This is a genomic window from Streptomyces sp. NPDC047315, assembly GCF_040643215.1.
Taxonomy (GTDB): Bacteria; Actinomycetota; Actinomycetes; order Streptomycetales; family Streptomycetaceae; genus Streptomyces.
Genome location: NZ_JBEYTZ010000008.1, coordinates 181,274 through 207,546, shown reverse-complemented (window position 1 = coordinate 207,546; position 26,273 = coordinate 181,274). Strand labels below are relative to the sequence as shown.

21 protein-coding genes are annotated in these 26,273 nt (G+C 70.5%); 9 read left to right on the top strand and 12 right to left on the bottom strand.

The genetic code is table 11. The features are described from left to right. Positions 1-71: 71 nt before the first annotated feature. A complete protein-coding gene (locus ABZ842_RS11695) occupies positions 72-1,169 on the top strand; it encodes a hypothetical protein (protein WP_361535651.1) in 1,098 nt (365 codons plus the stop codon). 109 nt (positions 1,170-1,278) lie between these two features. Here ABZ842_RS11695 and prcA read toward each other — a convergent pair whose 3' ends face one another. The 5 genes from prcA to arc all read right to left on the bottom strand — a co-directional run bounded on the left by prcA (position 1,279) and on the right by arc (position 7,064). Continuing rightward, positions 1,279-2,046: a proteasome subunit alpha gene (prcA, locus tag ABZ842_RS11690; RefSeq protein WP_361535648.1), complete on the bottom strand. Its 768-nt coding sequence runs from the start codon at positions 2,044-2,046 to the stop codon at positions 1,279-1,281. A 46-nt stretch (positions 2,047-2,092) separates the two neighbouring features. Further along, positions 2,093-2,938, bottom strand: coding sequence for a proteasome subunit beta (prcB, locus tag ABZ842_RS11685; RefSeq protein WP_361535645.1), 846 nt, complete (start codon positions 2,936-2,938; stop codon positions 2,093-2,095). 185 nt (positions 2,939-3,123) lie between these two features. Further along, positions 3,124-3,342, bottom strand: coding sequence for a ubiquitin-like protein Pup (locus ABZ842_RS11680; RefSeq protein WP_011027899.1), 219 nt, complete (start codon positions 3,340-3,342; stop codon positions 3,124-3,126). Positions 3,343-3,541: 199 nt separating this feature from the next. Beyond that, on the bottom strand, positions 3,542-5,053 hold the full coding sequence (gene dop, locus ABZ842_RS11675) for a depupylase/deamidase Dop (protein ID WP_361535641.1): 1,512 nt from the start codon (positions 5,051-5,053) through the stop codon (positions 3,542-3,544). A 244-nt stretch (positions 5,054-5,297) separates the two neighbouring features. Next, on the bottom strand, positions 5,298-7,064 hold the full coding sequence (gene arc / locus ABZ842_RS11670; RefSeq protein ID WP_361535638.1) for a proteasome ATPase: 1,767 nt from the start codon (positions 7,062-7,064) through the stop codon (positions 5,298-5,300). Between the two features lie 264 nt (positions 7,065-7,328). Between arc and ABZ842_RS11665 the strand changes: the two genes are divergently transcribed. After that, a complete protein-coding gene (locus ABZ842_RS11665; RefSeq protein ID WP_361535635.1) occupies positions 7,329-7,640 on the top strand; it encodes a ferredoxin in 312 nt (103 codons plus the stop codon). Positions 7,641-7,687: 47 nt separating this feature from the next. Here ABZ842_RS11665 and ABZ842_RS11660 read toward each other — a convergent pair whose 3' ends face one another. The 3 genes from ABZ842_RS11660 to ABZ842_RS11650 all read right to left on the bottom strand — a co-directional run bounded on the left by ABZ842_RS11660 (position 7,688) and on the right by ABZ842_RS11650 (position 10,691). After that, complete coding sequence (locus ABZ842_RS11660; protein ID WP_361535632.1) at positions 7,688-8,251, bottom strand: hypothetical protein; 564 nt, start codon at positions 8,249-8,251, stop codon at positions 7,688-7,690. 213 nt (positions 8,252-8,464) lie between these two features. After that, positions 8,465-9,376 (bottom strand): tRNA (adenine-N1)-methyltransferase, encoded by a 912-nt coding sequence (locus ABZ842_RS11655; RefSeq protein WP_361535629.1) that lies wholly within the window; start codon positions 9,374-9,376, stop codon positions 8,465-8,467. Between the two features lie 73 nt (positions 9,377-9,449). Further along, positions 9,450-10,691, bottom strand: coding sequence for a site-2 protease family protein (locus tag ABZ842_RS11650; RefSeq protein WP_361535626.1), 1,242 nt, complete (start codon positions 10,689-10,691; stop codon positions 9,450-9,452). 128 nt (positions 10,692-10,819) lie between these two features. On the opposite strand from ABZ842_RS11650, the gene ABZ842_RS11645 reads away from it, so the two are divergent. Together ABZ842_RS11645 and ABZ842_RS11640 are read left to right on the top strand one after the other, a co-directional pair. Beyond that, the gene (locus ABZ842_RS11645; protein WP_361535623.1) at positions 10,820-11,716 is read left to right on the top strand and encodes a RecB family exonuclease; all 897 of its coding nucleotides are present in this window, start codon (positions 10,820-10,822) and stop codon (positions 11,714-11,716) included. Positions 11,717-11,725: 9 nt separating this feature from the next. After that, a complete protein-coding gene (locus ABZ842_RS11640) occupies positions 11,726-12,397 on the top strand; it encodes a response regulator transcription factor (RefSeq protein ID WP_016639462.1) in 672 nt (223 codons plus the stop codon). Positions 12,398-12,494: 97 nt separating this feature from the next. Here ABZ842_RS11640 and ABZ842_RS11635 read toward each other — a convergent pair whose 3' ends face one another. The 3 genes from ABZ842_RS11635 to metH form a co-directional block, all read right to left on the bottom strand. Further along, positions 12,495-14,090: an ABC transporter substrate-binding protein gene (locus tag ABZ842_RS11635; RefSeq protein ID WP_361535620.1), complete on the bottom strand. Its 1,596-nt coding sequence runs from the start codon at positions 14,088-14,090 to the stop codon at positions 12,495-12,497. Positions 14,091-14,469: 379 nt separating this feature from the next. Further along, positions 14,470-15,168 (bottom strand): HAD family phosphatase, encoded by a 699-nt coding sequence (locus ABZ842_RS11630; protein ID WP_361535617.1) that lies wholly within the window; start codon positions 15,166-15,168, stop codon positions 14,470-14,472. 161 nt (positions 15,169-15,329) lie between these two features. After that, a complete protein-coding gene (gene metH, locus ABZ842_RS11625) occupies positions 15,330-18,851 on the bottom strand; it encodes a methionine synthase (protein ID WP_361535614.1) in 3,522 nt (1,173 codons plus the stop codon). A 374-nt stretch (positions 18,852-19,225) separates the two neighbouring features. Here metH and ABZ842_RS11620 point away from each other — a divergent pair, with 374 nt between their 5' ends. From ABZ842_RS11620 to ABZ842_RS11600, 5 genes are all read left to right on the top strand, one after another. Next, on the top strand, positions 19,226-20,002 hold the full coding sequence (locus ABZ842_RS11620; protein ID WP_361535611.1) for an IclR family transcriptional regulator: 777 nt from the start codon (positions 19,226-19,228) through the stop codon (positions 20,000-20,002). A gap of 437 nt (positions 20,003-20,439) precedes the next feature. Continuing rightward, positions 20,440-21,225: an MIP/aquaporin family protein gene (locus ABZ842_RS11615; RefSeq protein WP_361535608.1), complete on the top strand. Its 786-nt coding sequence runs from the start codon at positions 20,440-20,442 to the stop codon at positions 21,223-21,225. Between the two features lie 50 nt (positions 21,226-21,275). After that, a complete protein-coding gene (gene glpK / locus ABZ842_RS11610) occupies positions 21,276-22,802 on the top strand; it encodes a glycerol kinase GlpK (protein WP_361535605.1) in 1,527 nt (508 codons plus the stop codon). Between the two features lie 5 nt (positions 22,803-22,807). After that, on the top strand, positions 22,808-24,418 hold the full coding sequence (locus tag ABZ842_RS11605) for a glycerol-3-phosphate dehydrogenase/oxidase (RefSeq protein ID WP_361535602.1): 1,611 nt from the start codon (positions 22,808-22,810) through the stop codon (positions 24,416-24,418). Between the two features lie 115 nt (positions 24,419-24,533). Further along, positions 24,534-25,205, top strand: coding sequence for a FadR/GntR family transcriptional regulator (locus ABZ842_RS11600; protein ID WP_361535599.1), 672 nt, complete (start codon positions 24,534-24,536; stop codon positions 25,203-25,205). A gap of 61 nt (positions 25,206-25,266) precedes the next feature. Here the strand turns inward: ABZ842_RS11600 and ABZ842_RS11595 are convergent, their stop codons facing one another. After that, complete coding sequence (locus ABZ842_RS11595; protein ID WP_361535934.1) at positions 25,267-26,241, bottom strand: ABC transporter permease; 975 nt, start codon at positions 26,239-26,241, stop codon at positions 25,267-25,269. Between the last annotated feature and the right edge of the window lie 32 nt (positions 26,242-26,273).

Genomic DNA, 26,273 nt, shown 5'->3' with positions numbered 1-26,273 from the left:
TTCCTACGGTGACGTTGCGGACCCCCTGCAACCCTTGAGAGGGCGTCCGGAGCCGTGTCACGATCACGATCATGACGAGTCCGGCGGAGGCACCGATCGACGCCGTCCTGGTCGGGACGGTGGACGCGGCGCCGGGTTCGGCGGCCGTGGTCGTCGGAGCGCGGCTGGCCGTGCGGCACGCGGGCCGGCTGGAGGTGTACGACACGGGCGCCTTCCTGCGCGGCGGCGCCGCGCCGCGGTGCGCCGTCGACGTGCCGCCGGGCGCGGACGGCGCCCCGTTGGGCGACGGCGCCGTCCTCGCCGGGCCCACCTGCGTACGGGCCCTCGACCGCACCGGAAGCGTGCGCTGGGAGGTGCCGCACCCGACGTGGCAGGGCGGCCCGCCCCATCCGCAGGCGCCCGACGCACCGGCCGTCAGCCCGGACGGCACCCTGGTCAGCGTGGTCGTGCCGGCGCTCGCGGAGCCGAAGAGCAACGGCACCCGGGTGCGCCACGACGGAGAAGGCACCCGCTACGGGCGGGACGTGCTGCTGCTCCTGGACGCCGCGACCGGTCGGATCCGGGCCGCCCGCCCCGTCAACAGCCGCGCCTCGGTCGTCACCCAGCGCTGGCACCCCGACGGCTCGCTCCTCGCGCTGTCCTGCTGGACCGCCTGGTACAGCTGGTCGACCTGGTGGATCGAGCCCCGGCGCGACGGGCTGCACATCCGCGGCGGTACGCGGATGCGGGAGGTGATCGGCTTCGTGGCGGGCTCGGCGCGCGCCCTGACGCTGCGCCGCGCCGAACTCCTCGCCCCGGAGGACGACCGCGACGAACTCGCCGCGCACGACATCAGCGCCGACGAGCCGGTCGCCGTGTACGACCTGGCCGCGCTCGCCGGTCGCCCCGTGGGCCCCGTGGACGTCCGGGAGGGCAGCGACGAGGTGTTCGAGGACGCCCACCTGCTGGACGGCGAGCACGTCCTGGTGACCGCCCGCCCCCGCCCCGGGGCGGGGGCGCGGGCGCAGGCGGGGGCGGGGGCGCCGAGGCACTGGCTGTGCGACGCGGCCACGCTGCGGCCCGTGGGGCGGCTGCGCTATCCGGTGCCGGTGGGACGGGTGACGCCGCTCGGCGACGGCAGCTGGCTCACCGACGGCCCCCGCGGTTTCCACCACTGGTCGCTGTCGTGAGCACCTGCCCCGACGTGGGGAACGACGAGGGGCGCCCCCGGGCCGGACGTGTGTCCGACCCGGGGGCGCCCCTCGTACGCGGTGTGGCCCGGCCTCCCTGCGGGGCCCGCTACTTCTCCCCGGCGTCCTCGTCGGCGTCGTCCGCCGGCTCGCCCGCCGCTGCCGACGGGGCGTCGTCCGACGCCTCCAGCAGCCGGGCGAGCTGACTGCCCACGATGCGCTTGAACTTCCGCTTCTGCGGCCTGGTGCGGTCCAGGACCGCCACCTCCAGCCGCTCCGCCGGAATCTCGCGCTCGTTGCCGTTGGTCTGGCTCGACAGCGCCTGCACGGCCAGCTTCAGCGCCTCCGCCAGGGACATCCCGTCGCGGTGGCGCTGGTCCAGGAAGGTGCTGATCTGCTCGGCGTTGCCGCCGACCGCGACCGAGCCGTGCTCGTCCACGATCGACCCGTCGTGCGGCAGCCGGTAGATCTGGTCGCCGTCGGCGGTCGACCCGACCTCGGCGACGACCAGTTCGACCTCGTAGGGCTTCTCGGCCTGGCTGGAGAAGATCGTGCCGAGCGTCTGGGCGTAGACGTTCGCCAGGCCCCGCGCGGTCACGTCGTCCCGGTCGTAGGTGTAGCCCCGCAGGTCGGCGTAGCGCACGCCGCCGATGCGGAGGTTCTCGTACTCGTTGTACTTGCCGGCCGCGGCGAACCCGATGCGGTCGTAGATCTCGCTGAACTTGTGCAGGGCACGGGACGGGTTCTCGCCGACGAAGACGATGCCGTCGGCGTACTGCAGCACAACGAGGCTGCGTCCACGGGCGATGCCCTTCCGGGCGTACTCGGCCCGGTCCTGCATGGCCTGGGCGGGCGAGACATAGAACGGCGTCGTCACCGGCTATCCGTCCCTTTCTGTCATTGGACTGTCAGTGGCGAAGGCGTCACAGGAGCGCGGCGCGCGGGCCGTCGGGCTGGTCGAGTCGGCGCTCCACCACGGAGCGGGCGACCTCGGAGGACTCCTCCTCCGTGAGCCGGCGGACGCCCTCGTCGGTGATGACCGTGACGAGCGGGTAGATCCGGCGCGCCACGTCGGGCCCGCCGGTCGCCGAGTCGTCGTCGGCGGCGTCGTACAGCGCCTGGATGACCAGGGTGACGACCTGCTCCTCGGTCAGGTCGTCCCGGTAGAGCTTCTTCAGGGAGCCGCGGGCGAAGACCGAACCGGACCCGGTGGCCGCGAACCCCTGCTCCTCGGAGCGACCGCCCGTGACGTCGTACGAGAAGATCCGGCCCTTCCCGCGGTCGACGTCGTACCCCGCGAAGAGCGGAACGACCGCCAAGCCCTGCATGGCCATGCCGAGATTGCCCCGGATCATGGTCGAGAGCCGATTGGCCTTGCCCTCCAGGGAGAGCTGGGCGCCCTCCACCTTCTCGAAGTGCTCCAGCTCCAGCTGGAAGAGCTTCACCATCTCCACCGCGAGGCCCGCGGTGCCCGCGATGCCCACGGCCGAGTACTCGTCCGCGGGGAACACCTTCTCGATGTCGCGCTGGGCGATCATGTTGCCCATCGTGGCCCGCCGGTCACCGGCGAGCACCACTCCGCCGGGGAAGGTGACCGCGACGATCGTCGTGCCGTGCGGGGCCTCGAAGGAGCCTTGGACCACGGGCACGGCACGCTTGCCGGGCAACAGCTCCGGGGCGTGCTCGCCGAGGAAGTCCAGGAACGAGGACGAGCCGGGCGTCAGGAAGGCTGCCGGCAGACGCCCGGTGTTACGAGGATTGGCTTCCACGCGTTTCCTTCCGGGTAGGCGGCGGCCCGACACCGAAGCGCGGGCCGATCTTACGAACTGTGCACGGACCTTACCCGCGCCGTGACCGGTCATCCGCCCCGGTGCCCCGCAGTGGGCGGCGGCACCGGGACGAACTGCCGGTGGAATCCCCCGGGGGCCGCGGGCCCCCGCCGGGTCAGGGGGAGCTACTCTCCGCCCTTCTGTACGAAGGAGCGCACGAAGTCCTCCGCGTTCTCCTCCAGGACGTCGTCGATCTCGTCCAGTACGGAGTCCACGTCGTCGGACAGCTTCTCCTGACGCTCCTTGAGGTCCTCGGATGCCTGCGCGTCCTGCGCCTGCTCCTCGACCTCCTCGGTGGAACGCGTGGCCTTCTGCTGTCCGCCGCCGGTGTCCTTGGTCGCCATGTCCCTCACCCCGCTCGGTTAGCCCTGACGTGAGTCGTCCGGTCAATGTCGTCCGGTCAAGAAATGTCGTCCGGTCAAGATCAGACGCTACCCAGACATTACAAGGAGCGTCCGACAACGGCCCTGCACTTGTCCCAACGCCCGGGGTCACCGTGGTGATCCCGAAGGCTTTCGGAGATGATTCCCGGGCGGAGGTCTTTTAGCCGCCGGAGAGCACCCGGACCAGGTCCTCCGCCGTGCGGCAGCGGTCCAGGAGTTCCTTGACGTGGTTGCGCGTGCCGCGCAGCGGCTCCAGGGTCGGCACCCGCTGGAGGGAGTCCCGCCCGGGGAGGTCGAAGATCACCGAGTCCCAGGAGGCCGCGGCCACGTCGTCGGCGTACTGCTCCAGGCACCGGCCGCGGAAGTAGGCCCGGGTGTCCTCGGGGGGCTTCGTCCCGGCCCGTACGACCTCGTCCTCGTCCAGCAGCCGCTTCATCTTGCCGCGGGCCACCAGACGGTTGTACAGGCCCTTGTCGGGCCGTACGTCGGCGTACTGGAGGTCCACCAGGTGCAGCCGGGCGGCGTCCCAGTCGAGGCCGTCCCGCCGGCGGTACCCCTCCATCAGCTCCTTCTTCGCGACCCAGTCCAGCTCCCCGGCCAGGCTCATCGGGTCGTGCTCCAGCCGGTTGAGGGTGTCCTCCCAACGCGCCAGGACGTCCTTGGTCTGCTCGTCCGCGTCCACGCCGAAGCGCTCCTCCACGTACTTGCGCGCCAGCTCGTAGTACTCCATCTGGAGCTGTACCGCGGTGAGCGTGCGCCCGCTACGGAGCGTGATCAGCCGTTTGAGGTCCGGGTCGTGCGAGATCTGGTGGAGGGTGCGCACGGGCTGCTCGACCGCCAGGTCGACCGCGATGAAGCCGTCCTCGATCATGGAGAGCACCAGGGCCGTGGTGCCCAGCTTCAGATAGGTCGAGATCTCGGAGAGGTTGGCGTCCCCGATGATCACGTGCAGTCGGCGGTACTTCTCCGCGTCCGAGTGCGGCTCGTCGCGGGTGTTGATGATCGGGCGCTTCAGGGTGGTCTCCAGCCCCACCTCGACCTCGAAGTAGTCGGCCCGCTGGCTGATCTGGAACCCGTGCTCGTGCCCGTCCTGGCCGATTCCGACGCGTCCCGCGCCGGTGACCACCTGACGGCAGACGAAGAACGGCGTCAGGTGCCGCACGATGTCCGAGAACGGGGTCTCCCTCTTCATCAGGTAGTTCTCGTGGGTGCCGTAGGAGGCGCCCTTGTTGTCGGTGTTGTTCTTGTACAGGTGGATGGGCTGCGCGCCGGGCAGCTGGGCGGCCCGCTCGGCCGCCTGGAGCATGATCCGCTCGCCGGCCTTGTCCCACAGCACGGCGTCCCTCGGGTTGGTGACCTCGGGCGAGCTGTACTCGGGGTGGGCGTGGTCGACGTAGAGCCGGGCACCGTTGGTGAGGATCACGTTCGCCAGGCCGATGTCCTCGTCCGTGAGCTGGCTGGAATCGGCGGCCTCACGGGCGAGGTCGAAGCCGCGGGCGTCCCGCAGCGGATTCTCCTCCTCGAAGTCCCAGCGGGCGCGGCGCGCCCGGTGCATCGCCGCCGCGTACGCGTTGACGATCTGGGACGAGGTGAGCATGGCATTGGCGTTCGGGTGTCCCGGAACGGAGATCCCGTACTCCGTCTCGATGCCCATTACTCGCCGTACGGTCATGCGGCCCTCCTTGCCCGGCGGCGCTCCCGTTCGGGAACGGCGCTCAAGTACCGCTGGTGCTCCGGTGCGCACGCGGTGCCCGACCCCGCACTGCGCGACTCGGCGGTACCGCAGAGCCTAGAACGCCTCTGCGCTGGTGGGGAGATCGTTTTCGTCATTGCTGGTTATGGGCTGGTTATGGCCCGCTGGGGAAAGAAACCGGCTGCGGATGCCCGGCCGGGGCATCCGCAGCCGGTGTGTCCATTTAGAGGTACTGACCGGTGTTCGCCACCGTGTCGATGGAGCGTCCGGTGTCGGCGCCCTGCTTTCCGGTGACAAGGGTACGGATGAACACGATCCGTTCGCCCTTCTTTCCGGAGATCCGGGCCCAGTCGTCCGGGTTGGTGGTGTTCGGCAGGTCCTCGTTCTCCTTGAACTCGTCCACACACGCCTGGAGGAGGTGGGCGACTCGCAGACCCTTTTGGTTGTGGTCGAGGAATGCCTTGATGGCCATCTTCTTCGCCCGGTCGACGATGTTCTGGATCATCGCGCCGGAATTGAAGTCCTTGAAGTACAGGACTTCCTTGTCGCCGTTGGCGTACGTGACCTCCAGGAAGCGGTTCTCCTCGGATTCCGCGTACATCTGCTCGACGACGGACTGGATCATCGCCTGGGCCGCCGCCGCCTTGGAGCCCCGGTGCTCCGAGACGTCGTCGGCGTGCAGCGGGAGCGTCGCGGTGAGGTACTTCGCGAAGATGTCCTTCGCCGCCTCGGCGTCCGGGCGCTCGATCTTGATCTTCACGTCGAGTCGGCCGGGGCGCAGGATCGCGGGGTCGATCATGTCCTCGCGGTTGGAGGCGCCGATCACGATCACGTTCTCCAGGCCCTCGACGCCGTCGATCTCGGCGAGGAGCTGCGGGACGATGGTGTTCTCCACGTCCGAGCTGACGCCGGAGCCGCGGGTGCGGAAGAGGGACTCCATCTCGTCGAAGAAGACGATGACGGGCGTGCCCTCCGACGCCTTCTCCCGGGCCCGCTGGAAGACCAACCGGATGTGCCGCTCGGTCTCGCCGACGTACTTGTTGAGCAGCTCGGGGCCCTTGATGTTGAGGAAGTAGCTCTTCCCCGCGGGCTGCCCGGTGACCTCGGCGACCTTCTTGGCAAGGGAGTTGGCGACCGCCTTGGCGATCAGTGTCTTGCCGCAGCCGGGCGGACCGTAGAGCAGGATGCCCTTCGGCGGCCGGAGTTCGTGCTCCTTAAAGAGGTCGGGGTGGAGGTACGGGAGCTCGACGGCGTCGCGGATCATCTCGATCTGGCCGCCGAGGCCGCCGATCCGGTCGTAGTCGACGTCCGGGACCTCTTCGAGGACGAGTTCTTCGACCTCGCTCTTCGGGACGACCTCGTAGACGTAGCCCGAGCGCGGCTCCAGCAGCAGGGCGTCGCCGGGGCGGATGGTGGCGTCCAGCAGCGGCTCGGCGAGCCGCACCACCCGCTCCTCGTCGGTGTGCCCGACCACCAGGGCCCGCTCGCCGTCCTCCAGGACTTCCTTGAGGGTGACGATGTCCCCGGCGCGTTCGAAGGCCATGGCCTCGACCACGTTGAGCGCTTCGTTGAGCATGACCTCCTGGCCGCGCCGCAGCTCGTCGAGTTCGATGCTGGGGCTGACGTTCACCCGGAGCTTGCGACCCCCGGTGAAGATGTCGCAGGTCCCGTCCTCGTTCGCGGTCAGGAAGACCCCGAAGCCGGCCGGCGGCTGCGCGAGCCGGTCGACCTCCTCCTTGAGGGCCACGATCTGGTCCCGGGCCTCACGGAGCGTGTTGGCGAGTCGCTCGTTCTGAGCGGACACGCCGGCCAGGTTGGTCTGCAGCTCGACGATCCGCTCTTCGAGAATCCTCGTGTGTCGCGGAGAGTCGGCGAGCTTGCGGCGCAGGACGGCGATCTCCTGCTCCAGATAGGCGACCTGGCCGGCTGGGTCCTCAGACCCCCGCCCGGGCCGGATGCCGCGGTTGATGTCGTCGTCGTGGGCTGCCACGGTCCTCACCTCCTCCAAGGGGAGCTGGACGCTTCCTGACCCTACCTGGGCGGGTGGTGATTGAAACCCCTAGATCACAAAGACGGTCGGGGCGTGTCCGATCTTCACCCTTGCGCTCTCCCTCACGCCAGGGGGATACCCACCCAGCACCATCCGAAAGCGGTCGGTTGTTATCGTCGAGGTGTTCAACACCCGTCAGGGCTGGCGCGAATTGCTTCGCGGTGCGCACCGGACGCTTCATCCGACGCAGGAACGGCAGGAGACATGACCGTGCAGCACGAGGCCCCGTCGCCGGACGCCACCGAGGCGCTGGAGGTCTGGATCGACCAGGACCTGTGCACCGGTGACGGGATCTGCGCCCAGTACGCGCCGGACGTGTTCGAGCTGGACATCGACGGTCTCGCGTACGTGAAGAGCGCCGACGACGAGCTGCTGCAGGAGCCGGGTGCGACGACCCCGGTGCCGCTGCCGTTGCTGCGCGACGTGGTGGACTCCGCGAAGGAGTGCCCGGGCGACTGCATCCACGTTCGCCGGGCCGCGGACGGCGTCGAAGTTTACGGCCCCGACGCTGAGTAACGATTCGGTCACTCCCCGCTGTGAACGCCGGTCCGCGGACGGCCGTCTCACATCGCGGCGGTGTCCGACTCCCCCTGCACGGTCCGTACGAACACCCCGCCCCGCCACTTCCACGAGACCTGCTCCTCCTTGTCGGGGCAGCAGGCCGGCACGGACGGTGACGAGTAGCCGAGCAGGGTGGCGCGCACCGCGCCGTCGCGCACGGCGAGATCGCTGACGCCGGCCCCGTCCTTGGGCGTCAGCAGCGTGGCGACGACCCTCGGCCGGTCGTCGTCCGCCCGGTTCAGCACGTAGATCCCACCGGGCGGGCTGCCCGAGCCCGCGTCGCAGCGGGCCGTGACGACGGTCTCCTGCCCGCCGTCGCCGTCCAGGTCTCCGATCGCCTTGCCCGTCACGACGGCGGCGGTCCCGGGGCACTCCAGGGGCAGTCGTACGTCCGCGGGGTCGGGCGCGGCCGTGGTCGCCCGGCGGTCCGGTTGGTTGGCGGTGGCGCCGTCGGGCTGGAACAGTCCCGCGAGGGCCATCACGCCGGCCATCGCGGCGGCGGTGGCGAGCCAGTGGACCGGCCGGGTCCGGGTGTGCGCGAGGTCCGGGACTGCGGAGGGCTGCACGCGGGAAGTCTCCTGTGGAGGCGGTGTGCGGGGAGGCTTGCATCGTGCCACACGTCACAGGTGCTCGGAACAGCGGGGCCGAACGCGGGTGCCAATGCGACGGCGCCGCGCGTGAGTTCCCGTTTCCGGTGGGGAACTCGCGCGCGGCGCCGTTTCGTTGTCGGTGGCTTCGTGCCGGCCCGCGGGCCGGCCGTCGTCCGACGGAGCGCTGCGTCAGCCCTTGCCCTGGGCGTCCTTGCTGTCGCCGCCCCATCCGACGTAGTCCTCGCCGTAGGCGCCCTTGGCCGGTCGGCGGCGGCGCATCGGCGGCTCCACCCCGTCCGCGAGGCGGCGGGCGGTGACCAGGAAGCCGGTGTGGCCGATCATCCGGTGGTCGGGGCGGACGGCCAGGCCCTCGACGTGCCAGTTGCGGATCATCGACTCCCACGGCTGCGGCTCGGCGAAGCAGCCGATCTCGCGGATGGCCTCGACGGTGCGCGCGAGCTGGGTGGTCGTCGCCACGTAGCAGCACAGGATGCCGCCGGGCACCAGCGCCTTGGACGCCACGTCCAGGCACTCCCACGGCGCCAGCATGTCCAGGATGACCCGGTCCACGTCCGTGTCCGAGAGGTTGTCCTGGAGGTCGCCGACGGTGAGCTCCCAGGCGGGGTGCGGTCCGCCGAAGTAGCGCTCCACGTTCTGCTGGGCGATATCCGCGAAGTCCTGGCGGCGCTCGTAGGAGTGCAGCATGCCGTGGTCGCCGATGGCGCGCAGCAGGAAGGCGCTGAGCGAGCCGGAGCCCACCCCCGCCTCGACGACGCGCGCGCCGGGGAAGATGTCGGCGAAGGCCAGGATCTGACCCGCGTCCTTGGGGTAGACCACGGCGGCGCCGCGGGGCATGGACAGGACGTAGTCGGGGAGCAGGGGGCGCAGCGCGAGGTAGGCGACGTTCCCCGTGGTACGGACAACACTGCCCTCGGGAGCGCCGATCAGCTCGTCGTGCGGGAAGGACCCCTTGTGGGTGTGGAAGTTCTTCCCGGCTTCGAGCGTGAAGGTGTAGTGGCGACCCTTGGGGTCGGTGAGCTGGACCTGGTCCCCGACCTTGAAGGGCCCGCGTCGGCGGGCGGCACCGGTCGGTTCGGACATGTGACCAGCCTACCGGCCCGCGCACCCCGTCGATGACCACCGCCGGCGCGGCCGGGCCGGGCCCGGGCGCGGGTCAGCGGGCCATCGCGGCGACGAAGGCGCGTTCGACGTCGGCGGTGGACAGCACGCCGTAGATCTCGCCGCTGTCCTCGACGACGAGGTACTCCGTCGCCGGGTTCGCCCGGAGGCGGTCGAGGAGGGGTTCGCCCGCGAGGTCGGCGGGCACGCGCATGCCGTCCGTGAGGTCCTGTGCCAGACCGCTGACCGCGACCCAGGGGCGGCGGTGCTCGGGGATCCCGACGATCGCGGTCTCCCGCACGAGCGCCGTCGGGTTGCCCTGGCCGTCGACGATGACCAGGGCGCGCGCGCCGGCTTCGTTGGCGCGGCGCAGCGCCTCGGAGAGCGGGGTGTCGGACTCCACGGGCACCGCGCGGCGGGTGAGGGTGCGGGCGGCGAGTTCGGGGAGGTGTTCGCGCAGTCGGGCCATGCGCAGGCTGTTGCCGGCGCCGGTCCAGATGATGGCGGCGAGGATCGCGGCGAGCAGGGCGTCCGTGACGGTCTCGGTGCCGCCGATCTCCTGGCTGGGGTTGCCGAGGGCGCCGGTGTGGGTGAGCAGCGGGAGGCCGATGAGGACGGCGACGGCGAGCGCCCGGCCGACCCAGGCGGCGGCGACGGTGCCGCTCATCGGCTTGCCGGTGATCTTCCACACGACGGCGCGCAGCATGCGACCGCCGTCCAGCGGGAGGCCGGGCAGCAGGTTGAAGATCGCCACGATGAGGTTGGAGATCATCAGTCCGGCGAGCAGCACGCCGGGGACCGTGCCGGGCTCCACGGCCTGCATGCCCAGGTAGAAGACGCCGGCGAGGACCAGGGAGAGCAGCGGGCCGACGAACGCGAGGACGAATTCGCGGCCGGGGGTCTCGGACTCCTTCTCGATCTCCGATACGCCGCCGAAGAACTGGAGCTGGATGCGGCGCACCGGCAGCTTGTAGCGGAGGGCGACGACGGTGTGGGCCAGTTCGTGGACGAGGACGGAGGCGTAGAAGGCGACCGCGAAGAAGAGGGAGACGAGATAGCTCAGTCCGCCGAGTTCCGGGAGCACGCGGTTGAGCTGGCCGCCGAAGACCCAGGTGATCAGCGCGGCGACGAGGAACCAGCTGGGTGCGACGTACACGGGCACGCCGAAGGGGCGGCCCATCAGGATGCCTCCTCCGGGGCCGTCGGGGCGCCGTCGCTTCTTGTCGTCGTCCGGGGGCGTGCCGCCCGCGGACGATGACGCGCGTGAGCGCTCGCTGCTGGAGTGGTCCTCGTTCACGGGGTCCCTTCGTCGCGAGGTCGCAGGGGGTTCGGGAGGGCGGTCGGTCCTTCGATCATGCAGTGCTGTCTCCTCTGACGTCGATGGTATTGCGCTCGCTGTCAGTGGCGGGCCGTAGGGTCTGCGTCATGAGGACGAGTGAACAGGTCGGCAGGGCGAAGGGGGCGGGTGCTGTGCCGATGTCGTTGTCGCCGTCACGGGCGAGCGATTTCATGCAGTGCCCTCTGTTGTACCGGTTCCGGGTGATCGACAGGCTGCCGGAGAAGCCGAGCGAGGCCGCCACCCGGGGCACGCTGGTGCACGCGGTGCTTGAGCGCCTGTTCGACGCACCGGCGGTCGAGCGCACGCCGCCGCGGGCGAAGTCGCTGGTGCCGGGGCAGTGGGACCGTCTCCTCAAGGGTCGCCCCGAGCTCGGCGAGCTGTTCGCCGAGGACGAGGGGGGCGATCGGCTGGCCCGGTGGTTGGGCGAGGCGGAGGCGCTGGTGGAGCGCTGGTTCTCGCTGGAGGACCCCACGCGGCTGGAGCCGGCCGAGCGGGAGATGTTCGTCGAGGCGGAACTGGATTCGGGGCTGCGGCTGCGCGGGGTGATCGACCGGGTGGACGTGGCGCCGACGGGCGAGGTCCGCATCGTCGACTACAAGACCGGCAAGGCCCCCCGCCCCGAGTACAGCGAGGGCGCGCTGTTCCAGATGAAGTTCTACGCGCTGGTGATCTGGCGGCTGAAGAAGGTGGTGCCGCGCCGGCTCCAGCTGGTCTACCTCGGCAGCGGCGACGTGGTGACGTACGACCCGGTGCCGAGCGACCTGGAGCGGGTGGAGCGCAAGCTGCTGGCGCTGTGGGAGGCGATCCGGCTGGCGACGGAGTCGGGCGAGTGGCGTCCGCGGCCCACGAAGCTGTGCGGCTGGTGCGACCACCAGGCGTTCTGCCCCGAATTCGGCGGAACTCCCCCGGTCTATCCGCTCAGCGTTTCCCCGGCGGCGTCGGCCGACAGTGGTCAGGGCAGAATGGACCCTGACCCAATGTGAGGAGTTCCTGTGGCTATCCGCGTCCTGCTGGTCGACGACCAGCCGTTGCTGCGCACCGGCTTCCGGATGATTCTGGAAGCGGAGCAGGACATCGCGGTCGTCGGTGAAGCCGGCGACGGCCTCCAGGCGCTCGACCAGGTCCGGGCGCTCCAGCCCGACGTGGTGCTGATGGACATCCGCATGCCGCGGATGGACGGGGTGGAGGCGACCCGGCAGATCACCGGCCCCGGCCGGGACGGTCCGGCGAAGGTGCTGGTGCTGACGACGTTCGATCTCGACGAGTACGTGGTGGAGGCGTTGCGCGCCGGAGCGAGCGGCTTCCTCCTGAAGGACGCCCCGGCGAACGAGTTGGTGCAGGCGATCCGGGTGGTCGCGGCGGGCGAGGCGATGTTGGCCCCCAGCATCACCCGTCGGCTCCTCGACAAGTACGCGGGGCATCTGCCGTCCGGCGACGAGCCGGTGCCGGACACCCTGCACACGCTGACCGAGCGCGAGGTCGAGGTGTTGAAGCTGGTGGCGCGCGGCCTGTCGAACGCGGAGATCGCCGCGGACCTGTTCGTCAGCGAGACCACGGTCAAGACGCACGTGGGCCACGTGCTGACGAAGCTGGGGCTGCGCGACCGGGTGCAGGCCGCGGTGTACGCGTACGAGAGCGGCCTGGTCCGCCCCGGCGCCCAGTAGCGGGCGGGGCGGGTCGAAGGGCCCGGAGCGATTGCGGAAGCGGCGGCGGGCCCGGGCCCGCCGCCGCTTCCTTTCGTGCGCACGCACGAGGCGGTGCTCACTTGCCGGTGGACAGCTCCCACAGCTGGAGGTCGGAGCTGGCGTTCAGCAGCAGCTCGCCGCCCTGGATGCCGGAGCGCACGGCGATGTGCTGTTTGCCCTGCCACAGCGGCAGCACCGGCACGTCGGTGGCGACGATGTCCTGCATCTGGGTGAACTCCTTCGAAGCCGCGCCCCGGTCGGCCTGGCGGCGGGACTGCGGGATGAGGGCCCGCGCCTCGGCGCTGACGTAGGGCGAGTTGAGGAAGTTGCCCTTGTCCAGGAACGGGGCGATGTAGTTGTCCGGGTCGGGGAAGTCGGGGAACCAGCCCATGCCGTACACCGGGTAGTCACCGCGCTTCTGGGCGGTGCGGAAGGAGGACCACTCGGCGCCCTGGACGGTGACGGAGAAGAGCTTGGAGGCGTTCAACTGCTTCTGCAGGACCTCGAACTCCCGGGCCGTGCCGGCGCCGTAGCGGTCGGTGGTGTAGTGCAGCTTGAGCTCCACCGGGGCCTTGATGTTCGCCTTCTTCAGGATCTTCGCGGCCTTCGCGACGCTGGGCTCGCCGTACTGGTTGTAGAAGGAGTTCTTGTGCGCGCCGATGTTCGCCGGGATGAGCGAGTACAGCGGCTCCGCGGTGGCCCCGTAGACCTGTCCGGCGATCTGGCCGCGGTCGACGAGCGCGGCCATGGCCTGACGCACCGCCTTGTCCTTCACCGAGGGGTGGTCGGTGTTGAAGGCGAGGTAGCGGATCGAGAGCCCGGGCATCTCGATGAGGTCGATGCCCTTCTTGGGCTTCTCCTCCAACTCCTTGATCTGACTCGGGGACATCTCCCGGGTCATCACGTCGATGTCGCCCTTCTCCAGCGCCTCGCCCATGGCGGCGGCGTCGGGGAAGACCCGCAACTCGACCTTCTTGTTGCGCACCTCGACGTCGCCGGTGTACGAGTCGTTCCGGCTGAAGACCACCTTGGTGAGCTTGTCGTCGGCGACGTGGGCCTTCATGGTGTACGGGCCCGAGCCGTCCACCTGGAAGCCCTCGCGCAGCTTCTTGCCGTCGTACTGCTTCTTGTTGACGATGCCGGCGGCGGGCGTGGAGAGCTTGTACGGGAAGGTGGCGTCCGGGGACGCGAGGTGGAAGACCACCTCGTCCTCGCCCTTGGTCTCGATGGTGTCGACGGTCGACAGCAGGGCGGCCGTGCCGTTGTCCGCGTTGATGTTCCGCACCCGCTCCAGGGAGAACTTCACGTCCTCCGCGGTGATCTCGGTGCCGTCGGCGAACGTGAGGCCGCTGCGCAGCTTGCAGCGGTAGCTCTCGCTGGAGTTGTCCGTGAAGCCGCAGGACTCGGCGGCCTCGGGGACGGGCTGACCGCCGCCGCGGGGCGCGTGCATCAGCGTCTGGACGGTCTGCCGGAGCACGTTCCAGGCGCCGGTGTCGTACGCGTACGCCGGGTCGAGCGGCGCCGGGCTGCCCTTGCCCGCGGCGAGTTGGTCCGTGGTGCCGACGACGATGGTGCCGCCGCCGCCGGCGTCGTCCCCCGAATCGCCGCAGGCGACGAGCACGGGCGCGAGCAGCCCGACCACGGCCGGCAGCGCCAAAGTCTTACGGTTCATCCTGGACGTTCTCCTCATCCGGCACTGGGTACTGCGGGTGCGAAGACCCGCGAAGACAGTAGTCGGATGCGTCAGGTGCGGTTGACCGGCCCGGAGTTGGGGTGATTTCGCTCAGTGATCGCCCATGCCTGTGCGGCGACGAGGACCCTGCGGAATGTTTCGTAAGGGCGAAATGCACCGCACCGACAGCCCCCCACAGGACACGCAGGGTGACCAATGTCACGCCGGAAAACTTAATGCAGAGACCTGGAGAAAATGGATCCGGATTCAACCAAGCCGAAATGTCGAAAAGAATGCACCGCCGCCGGAACGGCCTAATTCTTTCTTGCATTCATGATGCAAGGACAGTAGCGGGCGGGGTGGGTCCGGGGCAGGGGCGTCAGCGCGTCGAGGCCGTGAACCGGCGCAGGAAGGCCAGGTCGACCTGTTCCAGGGAGTCCACCACCACCCGGCCCTGCGCCGCCGCGATCGGCGCCACGGACGGCACGGCGACCACCGGGCAGCCGGCCGCCTCGGCGGAGGCGACCCCGGTCGCGGTGTCCTCGATGACGGCGCACCGGGCGGGCTCGAAGCCCAGCCCGCGGGCCGCCAGCAGATACGGATCGGGGTGCGGCTTGGTGCGTGGCACCTCGTCCCCGGCCACGGAGAGCGCGAAGTCGTGCGGCACGGCGTCCAGCACCCGGTCGATGATGCGCCGGTGCGAGGCGGAGACCAGGGCGGTTGGGACCTGCTGGGCGGTGAGCTCGGCCAGCAGCCGCTGCGCCCCCGGCATCAGCGGCACGCCCTCGCTGATGCGCTTCTCGAACGCGTCGTTCAGCAGCACGGTCACCTCGGGGAGGCTGACGGGGGCGCCGGTGACCTCGATCAGATAGCCCGCGCTGCGCGTCATCGGGCCGCCCACGACCACCTCGCGCCACGCCTCGTCCAGCTCGTGGCCGAGCTCGGCGAAGACCCGCACTTCGGCGTCCCACCAGAAGCCCTCGGTGTCGACCAGGGTGCCGTCCATGTCCAGCAGAACGGCCTGCAGGGCCGTACCGTCCGCCGTCTGGGTGGGGGACGTGGGGATCGTGCTGGTCATCGGCACACCTCCGGAAGGGACGAGAAGGCCGGCCGCCCCTTCCCCACGGCTTCCCCGCTGGGACTGGCGACCGGCCTGCGTTGGACCGACCAGTTTACGACTCGTCGGACAAACGTGCCGGGAATTGCCCACCGACACCGCTGGGCGGTGTGATGAACGGACTACCGAGCGTTGAAGTACTTGGCCTCCGGGTGGTGGATCACGATCGCGTCGGTGGACTGCTCCGGGTGGAGCTGGAACTCCTCGGAGAGCTGCACCCCGATCCGCTCGGGCTCCAGCAGGTCCGCGATCTTCGCCCGGTCCTCCAGGTCGGGGCAGGCGCCGTAGCCCAGGGAGAAGCGGGCGCCGCGGTACTTCAGCGCGAACATGTCCGTCACGTCGGAGGGGTCCTCGCCGGCGAAGCCGAGTTCGGCGCGGACCCGGGCGTGCCAGTACTCGGCCAGCGCCTCCGCGAGCTGCACGGAGAGCCCGTGCAGCTCCAGGTAGTCGCGGTAGGAGTCGGCGGCGAACAGCTCGGCCGTCGCCTCGCCGATCTTCGAGCCGACGGTGACGACCTGGAGGCCGACCACGTCGACCTCGCCGGACTCCTCCGGGCGGAAGAAGTCCGCGAGGCACAGCCGCCGGCCGCGCCGCTGGCGCGGGAAGGAGAAGCGGGTCCGCTCGGAGCCGTCCTCGTGGAGGACGATCAGGTCGTCGCCCTTGGAGACGCAGGGGAAGTAGCCGTAGACGACGGCGGCTTCCAGCAGGTTGCGGGTGTGCAGTTGGTCGAGCAGACCGCGCAGCCGGGGCCGGCCCTCGTTCTCCACCAGCTCCTCGTAGCTGGGCCCGTCGCCGGCGCGGGACTGCTTGAGCCCCCACTGGCCCTTGAAGAGCGCGCCCTCGTCGACCCAGGAGGCGTACTCCTTCAGCTGGATGCCCTTGATGACCCGGGTGCCCCAGAACGGCGGCTCGGGTACGGGGTTGTCGACGGAGACGTCGGAGCGGACCGAGCCCTCCTCGACCTGCTCCTCCACCGCGACGGCCGCGGCGGGCCGCACCCGGCGCTGCTTGAGCTCGGGCAGCTTGGCGCCGGGCACGCCGCGCTTGACGCCGATCAGGGCGTCCATCAGGCGCAGCCCCTCGAAGGCGTCCCGGGCGTAGCGGACCTCGCCCTCGTAGATCTCGTGGAGGTCCTGTTCGACGTAGGCGCGGGTCAGGGCGGCGCCGCCCAGGATCACGGGGTAGTCCGCCGCGATCTTCCGCTGGTTCATCTCCTCCAGGTTCTCCTTCATGATCACCGTGGACTTCACCAGCAGTCCGGACATCCCGATCACGTCGGCCTTGTGCTCTTCGGCGGCCTCCAGGATCGCGGAGACGGGCTGTTTGATGCCCAGGTTGACCACGTTGTAGCCGTTGTTGGAGAGGATGATGTCCACGAGGTTCTTGCCGATGTCGTGGACGTCGCCGCGCACGGTGGCCAGCACGATCGTGCCCTTGCCCTCGGCGCCGGACTTCTCCATGTGCGGTTCCAGGTACGCCACCGCGTTCTTCATGACCTCGGCGGACTGGAGCACGAAGGGCAGCTGCATCTGTCCGGAGCCGAACAGCTCGCCGACGACCTTCATGCCCTCCAGGAGGGTCTCGTTGACGATGTCGAGCGCGGACCGCTCCGCCAGCGCCGCTTCGAGGTCGGTCTCCAGGCCGTTCTTCTCGCCGTCGATGATCCGCCGCTGGAGCCGCTCCTCCAGCGGCAGGGCCAGCAGCTCTTCCGTCTTGCCGGCCTTCAGCGACTTGGTGTCGACGCCCTCGAAGAGCTCCATCAGCCGCTGGAGCGGGTCGTAGCCCTCGGCGCGGCGGTCGTAGATCAGGTCCAGTGCGGTGGTCACCTGCTCGTCGTCGAAGCGGGCGATCGGCAGGATCTTGGACGCGTGGACGATCGCGGAGTCCAGGCCGGCCTTGGCGCACTCGTCGAGGAAGACGGAGTTCAGCAGGATCCGGGCGGCCGGGTTGAGGCCGAAGGAGATGTTGGAGAGCCCGAGCGTGGTCTGGACGTCGGGGTGGCGCCGCTTGAGTTCGCGGATGGCCTCGATGGTGGCGATGCCGTCCTTGCGGGACTCCTCCTGGCCGGTGCAGATGGTGAAGGTCAGGGTGTCGATGAGGATGTCCGACTCGTGGATGCCCCAGTTGTCGGTGAGGTCGTCGATCAGCCGTTCGGCGATGGCGACCTTGGTCTCGACGGTGCGGGCCTGGCCCTCCTCGTCGATGGTGAGCGCGATCAGGGCGGCGCCGTGCTCCTGGGCCAGTCGGGTGACCTGGGCGAAGCGGGATTCGGGGCCGTCGCCGTCCTCGTAGTTGACGGAGTTGATCACGGCCCGGCCGCCGAGCTTCTCCAGGCCGGCGCGGATCACGTCGACCTCGGTGGAGTCGAGCACGATCGGCAGGGTGGAGGCGGTGGCGAACCGGCCGGCCAGCTCCGCCATGTCGGCGACGCCGTCCCGGCCCACGTAGTCCACGCAGAGGTCGAGCATGTGCGCGCCCTCGCGGATCTGGTCGCGGGCCATCTCCACGCAGTCGTCCCAGCGGGCGGCGAGCATCGCCTCGCGGAACTTCTTCGAGCCGTTGGCGTTCGTCCGCTCGCCGATCGCCATGTACGAGGTGTCCTGGCGGAACGGGACGGTCTGGTAGAGGGAGGCGGCGCCGGGCTCGGGGCGCGGCTCGCGCGCGGGCGGCGTGAGGCCGCGCACCCGCTCCACGACCTGCCGCAGGTGCTCCGGAGTCGTACCGCAGCAGCCGCCGATCAGGGAGAGGGCGTACTCGTGGACGAAGGTCTCCTGGGCGTCGGCGAGCCCCTCGGCGTCCAGCGGGAAGTACGCGCCGTCCTTGCCGAGCACGGGCAGACCGGCGTTCGGCATGCACAGCAGCGGGATGCGGGAGTGGCGGGCCAGGTAGCGCAGGTGCTCGCTCATCTCGGCCGGGCCGGTGGAGCAGTTCAGCCCGATCATGTCGATGCCCAGCGGCTCCAGCGCGGTGAGCGCCGCGCCGATCTCCGAGCCGAGCAGCATGGTGCCGGTGGTCTCGAACGCCATCGAGCACAGCAGCGGCACGTCGACGCCGACCGCTTCCATGGCGCGCCGGGCGCCGAGGACCGACGCCTTGGTCTGGAGCAGGTCCTGGGTGGTCTCCACGAGCAGCGCGTCCGCGCCGCCGGCGATCAGACCTTCGGCGTTCGCCTGGAAGCCGTCGCGGAGCGGGGCGTATCCGATGTGGCCGAGGGTCGGCAGCTTGGTGCCCGGGCCGATGGAGCCCAGCACCCAGCGCTCCTGTCCGGTGCTGGCCGTGCACTCGTCGGCGACCTCGCGGGCGATGCGGGCGCCCGCCTCGGACAGTTCGTGGATGCGGTCCGGGATGTCGTACTCGCCGAGCGCGGACTGGTTGGCGCCGAAGGTGTTCGTCTCGACGCAGTCGACGCCGGCGTCGAAGTAGGCGCGGTGCACCGAACGGACGATGTCGGGGCGGGTGACGTTCAGGATCTCGTTGCAGCCTTCGAGGTCCTGGAAGTCCTCAAGGGTGGGATCCTGCGCCTGGAGCATGGTGCCCATCGCTCCGTCGGCGACGACGACCCGCGTGGCCAGGGCCTCGCGGAGCGCGGCGACCCGGGTCCGGATGTCGGCGGAGGGTGCGGAAGGGGTGGGCGACGAGGCCATGGACGGGCTCCCTGGGATGCGACGGCTGTCGGCTTTGCACCGCCCGGTGGGGGGCGCACGGAGTCAGGGTAACCGGGTACGGCGCCTGAGGAGAGGGGTGGTCCATCTCCCGGACGCCCCGGACCGCTCGCGCCACCTGGGGTGATGCGCCCCGGAGAACGGGACCATCAGAAGTTGTGATGGGGTCGGCGGCGAACCCGCAGGCAGGAAGCGGGTGATCGGCGCCCCGGGCGGGGGCCGGGAGCGCGGATGTCCCAGGTTCGTGGGGTTCCTGTGAAACTTCCGGGCGCGGGATACTCACTCGGCAACGCGCAAGGTCGGCATCGGCCGATAGTGTTCAGCATTGTCGAACAGCAGTGGAGAGGGCCGATCCGATGGCGAAGAACATCCAGTCGCTTGAGCGGGCGGCGGCGATGCTGCGGCTGCTCGCCGGCGGCGAGCGCCGACTGGGCCTGTCGGACATCGCCTCGTCGCTCGATCTGGCGAAGGGCACCGCCCACGGCATCCTGCGCACCCTCCAGGCCGAGGGCTTCGTCGAACAGGACCCGGCCTCCGGCCGCTACCAGCTGGGCGCGGAGCTGCTGCGGCTCGGCAACAGCTACCTCGACGTGCACGAGCTGCGCGCCCGCGCCCTGGTGTGGACCGACGACCTGGCCCGCTCCAGCGGCGAGAGCGTCCACCTGGGCGTCCTGCACCAGCACGGGGTGCTGATCGTCCACCACGTCTTCCGTCCGGACGACAGCCGCCAGGTGCTGGAGGTGGGGGCGATGCAGCCGCTGCACTCCACGGCCCTGGGGAAGGTGCTGGCGGCGTACGACCCGGTGGCGCACTCGGAGGCGGTGGAGGCGGAGCGCAAGGCGTTCACCCCCGCGACGCTGACGTCGCTGGAGGACTTCGAGGGGGTCCTCGCCCTGACCCGCGCGCGCGGGTGGGGGGCGGACGTGGAGGAGACCTGGGAGGGCGTCGCCGCGGTCGCGGCCCCCGTCCACGACCGACGGCGGATGCCGGTGGGCGCGGTCGCCATCACGGGCGCGGTGGAGCGGGTCTGCATGAGCGGCGATGAGGGCCGGGAGCTGCGGCCCGAGCTGATCACGGCCGTACGGGAGTGCGCCCGGGCGGTCTCGCGGGACCTGGGCGCCGGACGGTTCTGACCCCCGCCAGACCTCCCGCCGGATTCCCCCGCCAGACCTCCCTGCCGCAGACCCCCGGCAGCCCCTCCGCAGACTCCCCGCACACCCCTGGTGCACCCCCGTACACCCGCGTCACGCTCGACGGCCGGCCCACGGAATCGGGCAGGGCGGACATATTGGGTGCATCATCGGACCACCATGCATCCCGCAACGAGGACATCGAGCCGCCGCACACGGGCGCCCCCGAGGTTTCCCGAGCTTCTTGAGCCACAGACCTTGACGGCATGTTGACGTGCAGGAAAACTGCCGTTCAACGGTCGGCATTGTCGAACACCTAACGGAAAATCGCGTTAGAGTGTGACTGCGCCAAGGCCGGAACGCCCTCGACCCCAGTCGGGGGAACGAACCACCGGAGGAACCGGGGTTCGCCATTCCTGGACAAGGACAAAGGAGTCACGGTGTCCAGCTCCGACATCTTCATCGGCGAAATCATCGGTACCGCCGTACTCATCCTGCTCGGCGGCGGTGTCGTCGCAGCCGTCAGTCTGAAGAACTCCAAGGCGCGCGGCGCGGGATGGCTGGCCATCACCTTCGGGTGGGGCTTCGCCGTTATGACGGCCGTGTACATGACCGGCCCGCTCTCCGGAGCCCACCTCAACCCCGCGGTCACCCTGGGCATCGCCATCAAGGACGACAGCTGGTCGGACGTCCCCGTCTACGTCGCCGGACAGCTGCTCGGCGCGATGATCGGCGCCGCGCTGGTCGTGGTCGCGTACTACGGGCAGTTCATGTCCCACCTGAGGGACCCCGAGATCGTCGGCGACCCCCAGGAGAAGCCCATCGAGGGCCCGCACGGCGGCACCAAGGCCGGCCCGGTGCTCGGCATCTTCTCCACCGGCCCCGAGGTCCGCGTCGTCTGGCAGAACCTCGCCACCGAGATCCTGGGCACCGCCGTCCTGGTGCTGGCCGTGCTCACCCAGGGCCTCAACGACGAGGGCAAGGGCCTGAGCGTGCTGGGCGGACTGATCACCGCCTTCGTCGTGGTCGGCATCGGCCTCTCCCTCGGCGGTCCGACCGGCTACGCCATCAACCCGGCGCGCGACCTCGGCCCCCGCATCGTCCACGCCCTGCTTCCGCTGCCCAACAAGGGCCGCTCCGACTGGGGCTACGCCTGGATCCCCGTCGTCGGACCGCTGGCGGGCGGAGCCCTCGCAGCGGGTATCTACGACCTGGCCTTCGTCTGACCCGGGCGTACGGGCCCCGTCACCCACCCACCTTCGAGCAGGAGCTTCCCGTGACCGATACGCACACAGCCGGCCCCTTCATCGCCGCCATCGACCAGGGCACCACCTCCAGCCGCTGCATCGTCTTCGACCGGGACGGCCGGATCGTCTCCGTCGACCAGAAGGAGCACGAGCAGATCTTCCCCAAGCCGGGCTGGGTCGAGCACAACGCCGTCGAGATCTGGACCAACGTCCAGGAGGTCGTGGCCGGCGCCCTCACCAAGGCGGGCATCACCCGCGACGACGTCAAGGCGATCGGCATCACCAACCAGCGCGAGACCACGCTGCTGTGGGACAAGAAAACCGGCGAGCCGGTCCACAACGCCATCGTCTGGCAGGACACCCGCACCGACGCCCTGTGCAAGGAGCTCGGTCGCAACGTCGGCCAGGACCGCTTCCGCCGCGAGACCGGACTGCCGCTCGCCAGCTACTTCGCCGGCCCCAAGGTCCGCTGGCTGCTCGACAACGTCGAGGGCCTGCGCGAGCGCGCCGAACGCGGCGAGATCCACTTCGGCACCATGGACTCCTGGGTCATCTGGAACCTGACCGGCGGGGTCGACGGCGGCGTCCACGTCACCGACGTCACCAACGCCTCCCGCACCATGCTGATGAACCTGCACACCATGACCTGGGACGAGAAGATCCTCGCCTCCATGGAGGTGCCGGCGGCGCTGCTGCCCGAGATCCGGTCGTCCTCCGAGGTGTACGGCGCCGCCAAGGGCGGCGTGCTCGACGGGGTGCCCGTCGCCTCCGCGCTCGGCGACCAGCAGGCCGCCCTCTTCGGCCAGACCTGCTTCTCCGAGGGCGAGGCCAAGTCCACGTACGGCACCGGCACCTTCATGCTGATGAACACCGCCGGCACCCCGGTGAACTCCTACAACGGGCTGTTGACCACCGTCGGCTACCGCATCGGGGACCAGGACCCGGTGTACGCCCTGGAGGGCTCCATCGCCGTCACCGGCTCGCTGGTGCAGTGGATGCGCGACCAGATGGGCCTGATCAACTCGGCCGCCGAGATCGAGACCCTGGCCCTGTCGGTGGAGGACAACGGCGGCGCCTACGTCGTCCCGGCGTTCTCCGGCCTCTTCGCCCCGTACTGGCGCTCCGACGCCCGCGGCGTGATCGCCGGCCTGACCCGTTACGTCACCAAGGCGCACATCGCCCGCGCGGTGCTGGAGGCCACCGCCTGGCAGACCCGCGAGATCACCGACGCGATGACGAAGGACTCCGGCGTCGAGCTGACCGCCCTCAAGGTGGACGGCGGCATGACCTCCAACAACCTGCTGATGCAGACCCTCGCCGACGTCCTGGACGCACCCGTGGTGCGCCCCATGGTCGCCGAGACCACCTGCCTCGGCGCGGCCTACGCCGCCGGCCTCGCCGTCGGCTTCTGGCCGGACACGGACGCGCTGCGCGCCAACTGGCGCCGGGCCGCCGAATGGACCCCGCGCATGGACGCCGACCGGCGTGAGCGCGAGTACAAGAACTGGCTCAAGGCCGTCGAGCGGACCATGGGCTGGATCGAGCACGAGGAGTAAGCGACATGACCACCCTGCAGAGCGTCCCTGCTCTTGGGACGCACCCGGCCGCCGGTTCGCTGCCGAGCCGCGCCGAAACCCGGGAGCAGCTTGCCCAGGCGACCTACGACCTCCTGGTGATCGGCGGCGGCATCCTGGGCATCTCCACCGCCTGGCACGCCGCGCAGGCCGGGCTGCGGGTGGCCCTGGTGGACGCCGGCGACTTCGCCGGCGCCACCTCCTCCGCCTCCTCCAAGCTGCTCCACGGCGGACTGCGCTACCTGCAGACCGGTGCGGTGAAGCTGGTCGCGGAGAACCACTTCGAGCGCCGCGCGGTCTCCCGCGAGGTGGCCCCCCACCTCTCCAACCCGCTCACCTTCTACCTGCCCGTGTACAAGGGCGGCCCGCACGGCGCCGCGAAGCTGGGCGCCGGCGTCTTCGCGTACTCCGCGCTCTCCGCCTTCGGCGACGGCGTCGGCCACGTCATCAGCCCGGCGAAGGCCCGGCGCGAGGTGCCGGAGCTGCGCACGGAGGACCTGAAGGCCGTCGCCGTCTACGGGGACGACCAGATGAACGACGCCCGCATGGCGCTGATGACGGTCCGCGCGGCCGTCGCGGCGGGCGCCACCGTGCTCAACCACGCCGAGGTCACCGGGCTGCGGTTCACCAAGGGCCGGGTGACGGGCGCGGAGCTCAAGGACCGGCTCGACGGCGCCGAGTTCGGGGTCTCGGCCCGGCTGGTGCTGAACGCGACGGGCCCGTGGGTGGACCACCTGCGGCGGATGGAGGACCCGCAGGCGGCCCCCTCGATCCGGCTGTCCAAGGGCGCCCACCTGGTACTCAAGCGCACCTCGCCGTGGCGGGCCGCGCTCGCCACCCCGATCGACAAGTACCGCATCACCTTCGCCCTGCCCTGGGAGGACATGCTCCTGCTGGGCACCACGGACGAGGAGTACGAGGGCGACCCCGGCGGCGTCTCGGTCAACGAGGCCGACGTCACGCAGATCCTCGACGAGGCCGCCTACTCCATCCGCGACCAGCAGCTCTCCCGCGATCTGATCGCCTACTCCTTCGCCGGCCTGCGGGTGCTGCCCGGCGGCCCCGGCGACACCTCCAAGGCCAAGCGGGAGACCGTGGTCAGCGAGGGCCGCGGCGGCATGCTGTCGGTGGCCGGCGGCAAGTGGACCACCTTCCGCCACATCGGCCGCACCGTGATGAACAAGCTCGCCGCCCTGCCCGGCGGTCCGCTGGGCGAGGACATGGAGCCGATCTCCACGCTGCCGAAGAAGCTCCCGCTGCCCGGCATAGCCAACCCCCGGGCCGTAGAGCACCGGCTGCTGGTCGACGGCCCCGCGCCGGGGCCGCGGATGGCCGCGGACACCGCCCGCCACCTCGCCACCCACTACGGATCGCTCGCCTTCGACATCGCCCGGCTGGCGAACGAGGACCCGGCGCTGGCCGAACGGGTCCACCCGGACGCCCCCGAGATCTGGGCGCAGGTCGTGTACGCCCGCGACCACGAGTGGGCCGAGACCGCGGACGACGTGCTGCGCCGCCGCACCACCCTCACCATCCGCGGCCTGGCCACCGACGAGGTCCGGGGCAAGGTGTCCGACCTGCTGGCGAAGCGGGACTGACGCCGCCGGCACACCCTCCCCCCACGGGAGACGTGGGCGGCTCCGACGGAGCCGCCCACGTTGTACTCTCGGACACCGTCAGACCTCCGATGACTCAAGGGGCGAGGAGGCCGTCATGGCCGTCACCGACGAGGCGATCGAAAAGATCAAGGGCATGATCGTCTCGGGTGCGCTGCGCCCCGGGGACCGGCTCCCCAAGGAGAGCGAACTCGCCGCCGAGTTGGGGCTGTCCCGCAACTCCCTGCGGGAGGCCGTGCGCGCGCTCTCGCTGATCCGCATCCTCGACGTCCGCCAGGGCGACGGCACCTACGTCACCAGCCTCGATCCCCAACTGCTGCTGGAGGCGCTGAGCTTCGTCGTCGACTTCCACCGGGACGACACCGTGCTGGAGTTCCTGGCGGTGCGCCGCATCCTGGAGCCGGCGGCCACGGCGCTCGCCGCGGGCCGGATCACCGACGCCGGACTGGACGAACTCAGCTCGCAGTTGGACGCGCTGGGGCCGGCGCCCTCGGTCGAGGAGCTGGTCGCCGCTGACCTCGAATTCCACCGCGGGATCGTCCAGTGGTCGGGCAACTCCGTGCTGTGCTCCCTCCTGGACGGGCTCTCCGGGCCGACGACCCGGGCCAGGATCTGGCGGGGGCTGACCCAGGAGAACGCGATCAGCCGTACCCTCCACGAACACCGCGCCATACTCGGGGCGCTGCGCGACGGCGACGCGGAGGCCGCCCGCTCCTGGGCGACGGTCCACGTCGCCAGCGTGGAACAGTGGCTGCGCTCCTCGCTGTGACCGGTTGCGCGCCCCGCCGTGCCCCGGGGTGACGGGGTCCCGCTCACCCCGGCCGGCCCGTTCACTCCTGGCGTTCGCCGCTCGCGAAGCGCGAGATCACCAGGGCGACGATGATGATCGCCCCGTTCAGGAACTGGTTCCACAGCGCCGGCACCCCGCCCAGCGTCATCACGTTGACCACGAGTTGCAGCGTGAGCACCCCGGTCAGCGCCCCGAAGAGCGTGCCGCGACCGCCCTTGAGGCTGATGCCCCCGATCACGGCCGCCGCGAACACCTGAAAGATCCAGCCGTTGCCCTGGGTGGCCGCGACCGAGCCGTAGTGGCCGGTGTAGAGGATGCCGGCGAAGGCCGCGAGCACCCCGGCGATCGCCAGCACCGCCCAGGTGACGCGGTCCACCCTGATCCCCGCGGCCCGGGCGGCGTCCGGGTTGCCGCCGATCGCGTACAGCGCCCGGCCGTGCCGCAAATACGCCAGCGCCGCTCCCCCGACCGCGAAGAGCGCCAGACAGATCCACACGGCGGCGGGCGCGCCCAGCCAACTCGTCTTGCCCAGGTAGCGGAAGGACTCCGGCACGTCGGTGATCGACTTGCCCTCGGTGATGCCGACGTGCAGCCCGCGCAGCATCGTGAGCATGCCGAGGGTGGCGATGAAGCCGTTGACCCGCAGCTTCAGCATCAGGAAGGCGTTGACGCAGCCGATCGCGGCGCCGGCGAGCAGACAGAGCGGGATCGCCGCCCACGCCGGCGCGAGGTCGAGCCCGGCGAACCGACCGCCTTCGGCGGGCAGTACGAGCCACATCGCGAGCACGGGCGCGATGCCGATGGTGGACTCCAGCGAGAGGTCCATCCGTCCGCAGATCAGCACCAGGGCCTGACCGAGGACGAGCAGGCTGAGCTCGGACGACTGCTGGACGACGCTGATGAGGTTGTCGGAGGTGAGGAAGACGGGCGAGACGATGAAACCGATCACCATCAGCACGAGGACGACCGGCACGAGGGAGAGGTCGCTCCACCGGATCAGGGCCAACCGGCGCATGCCCGGCCCGGCCGCGGCCGGTGTGCCGGCCG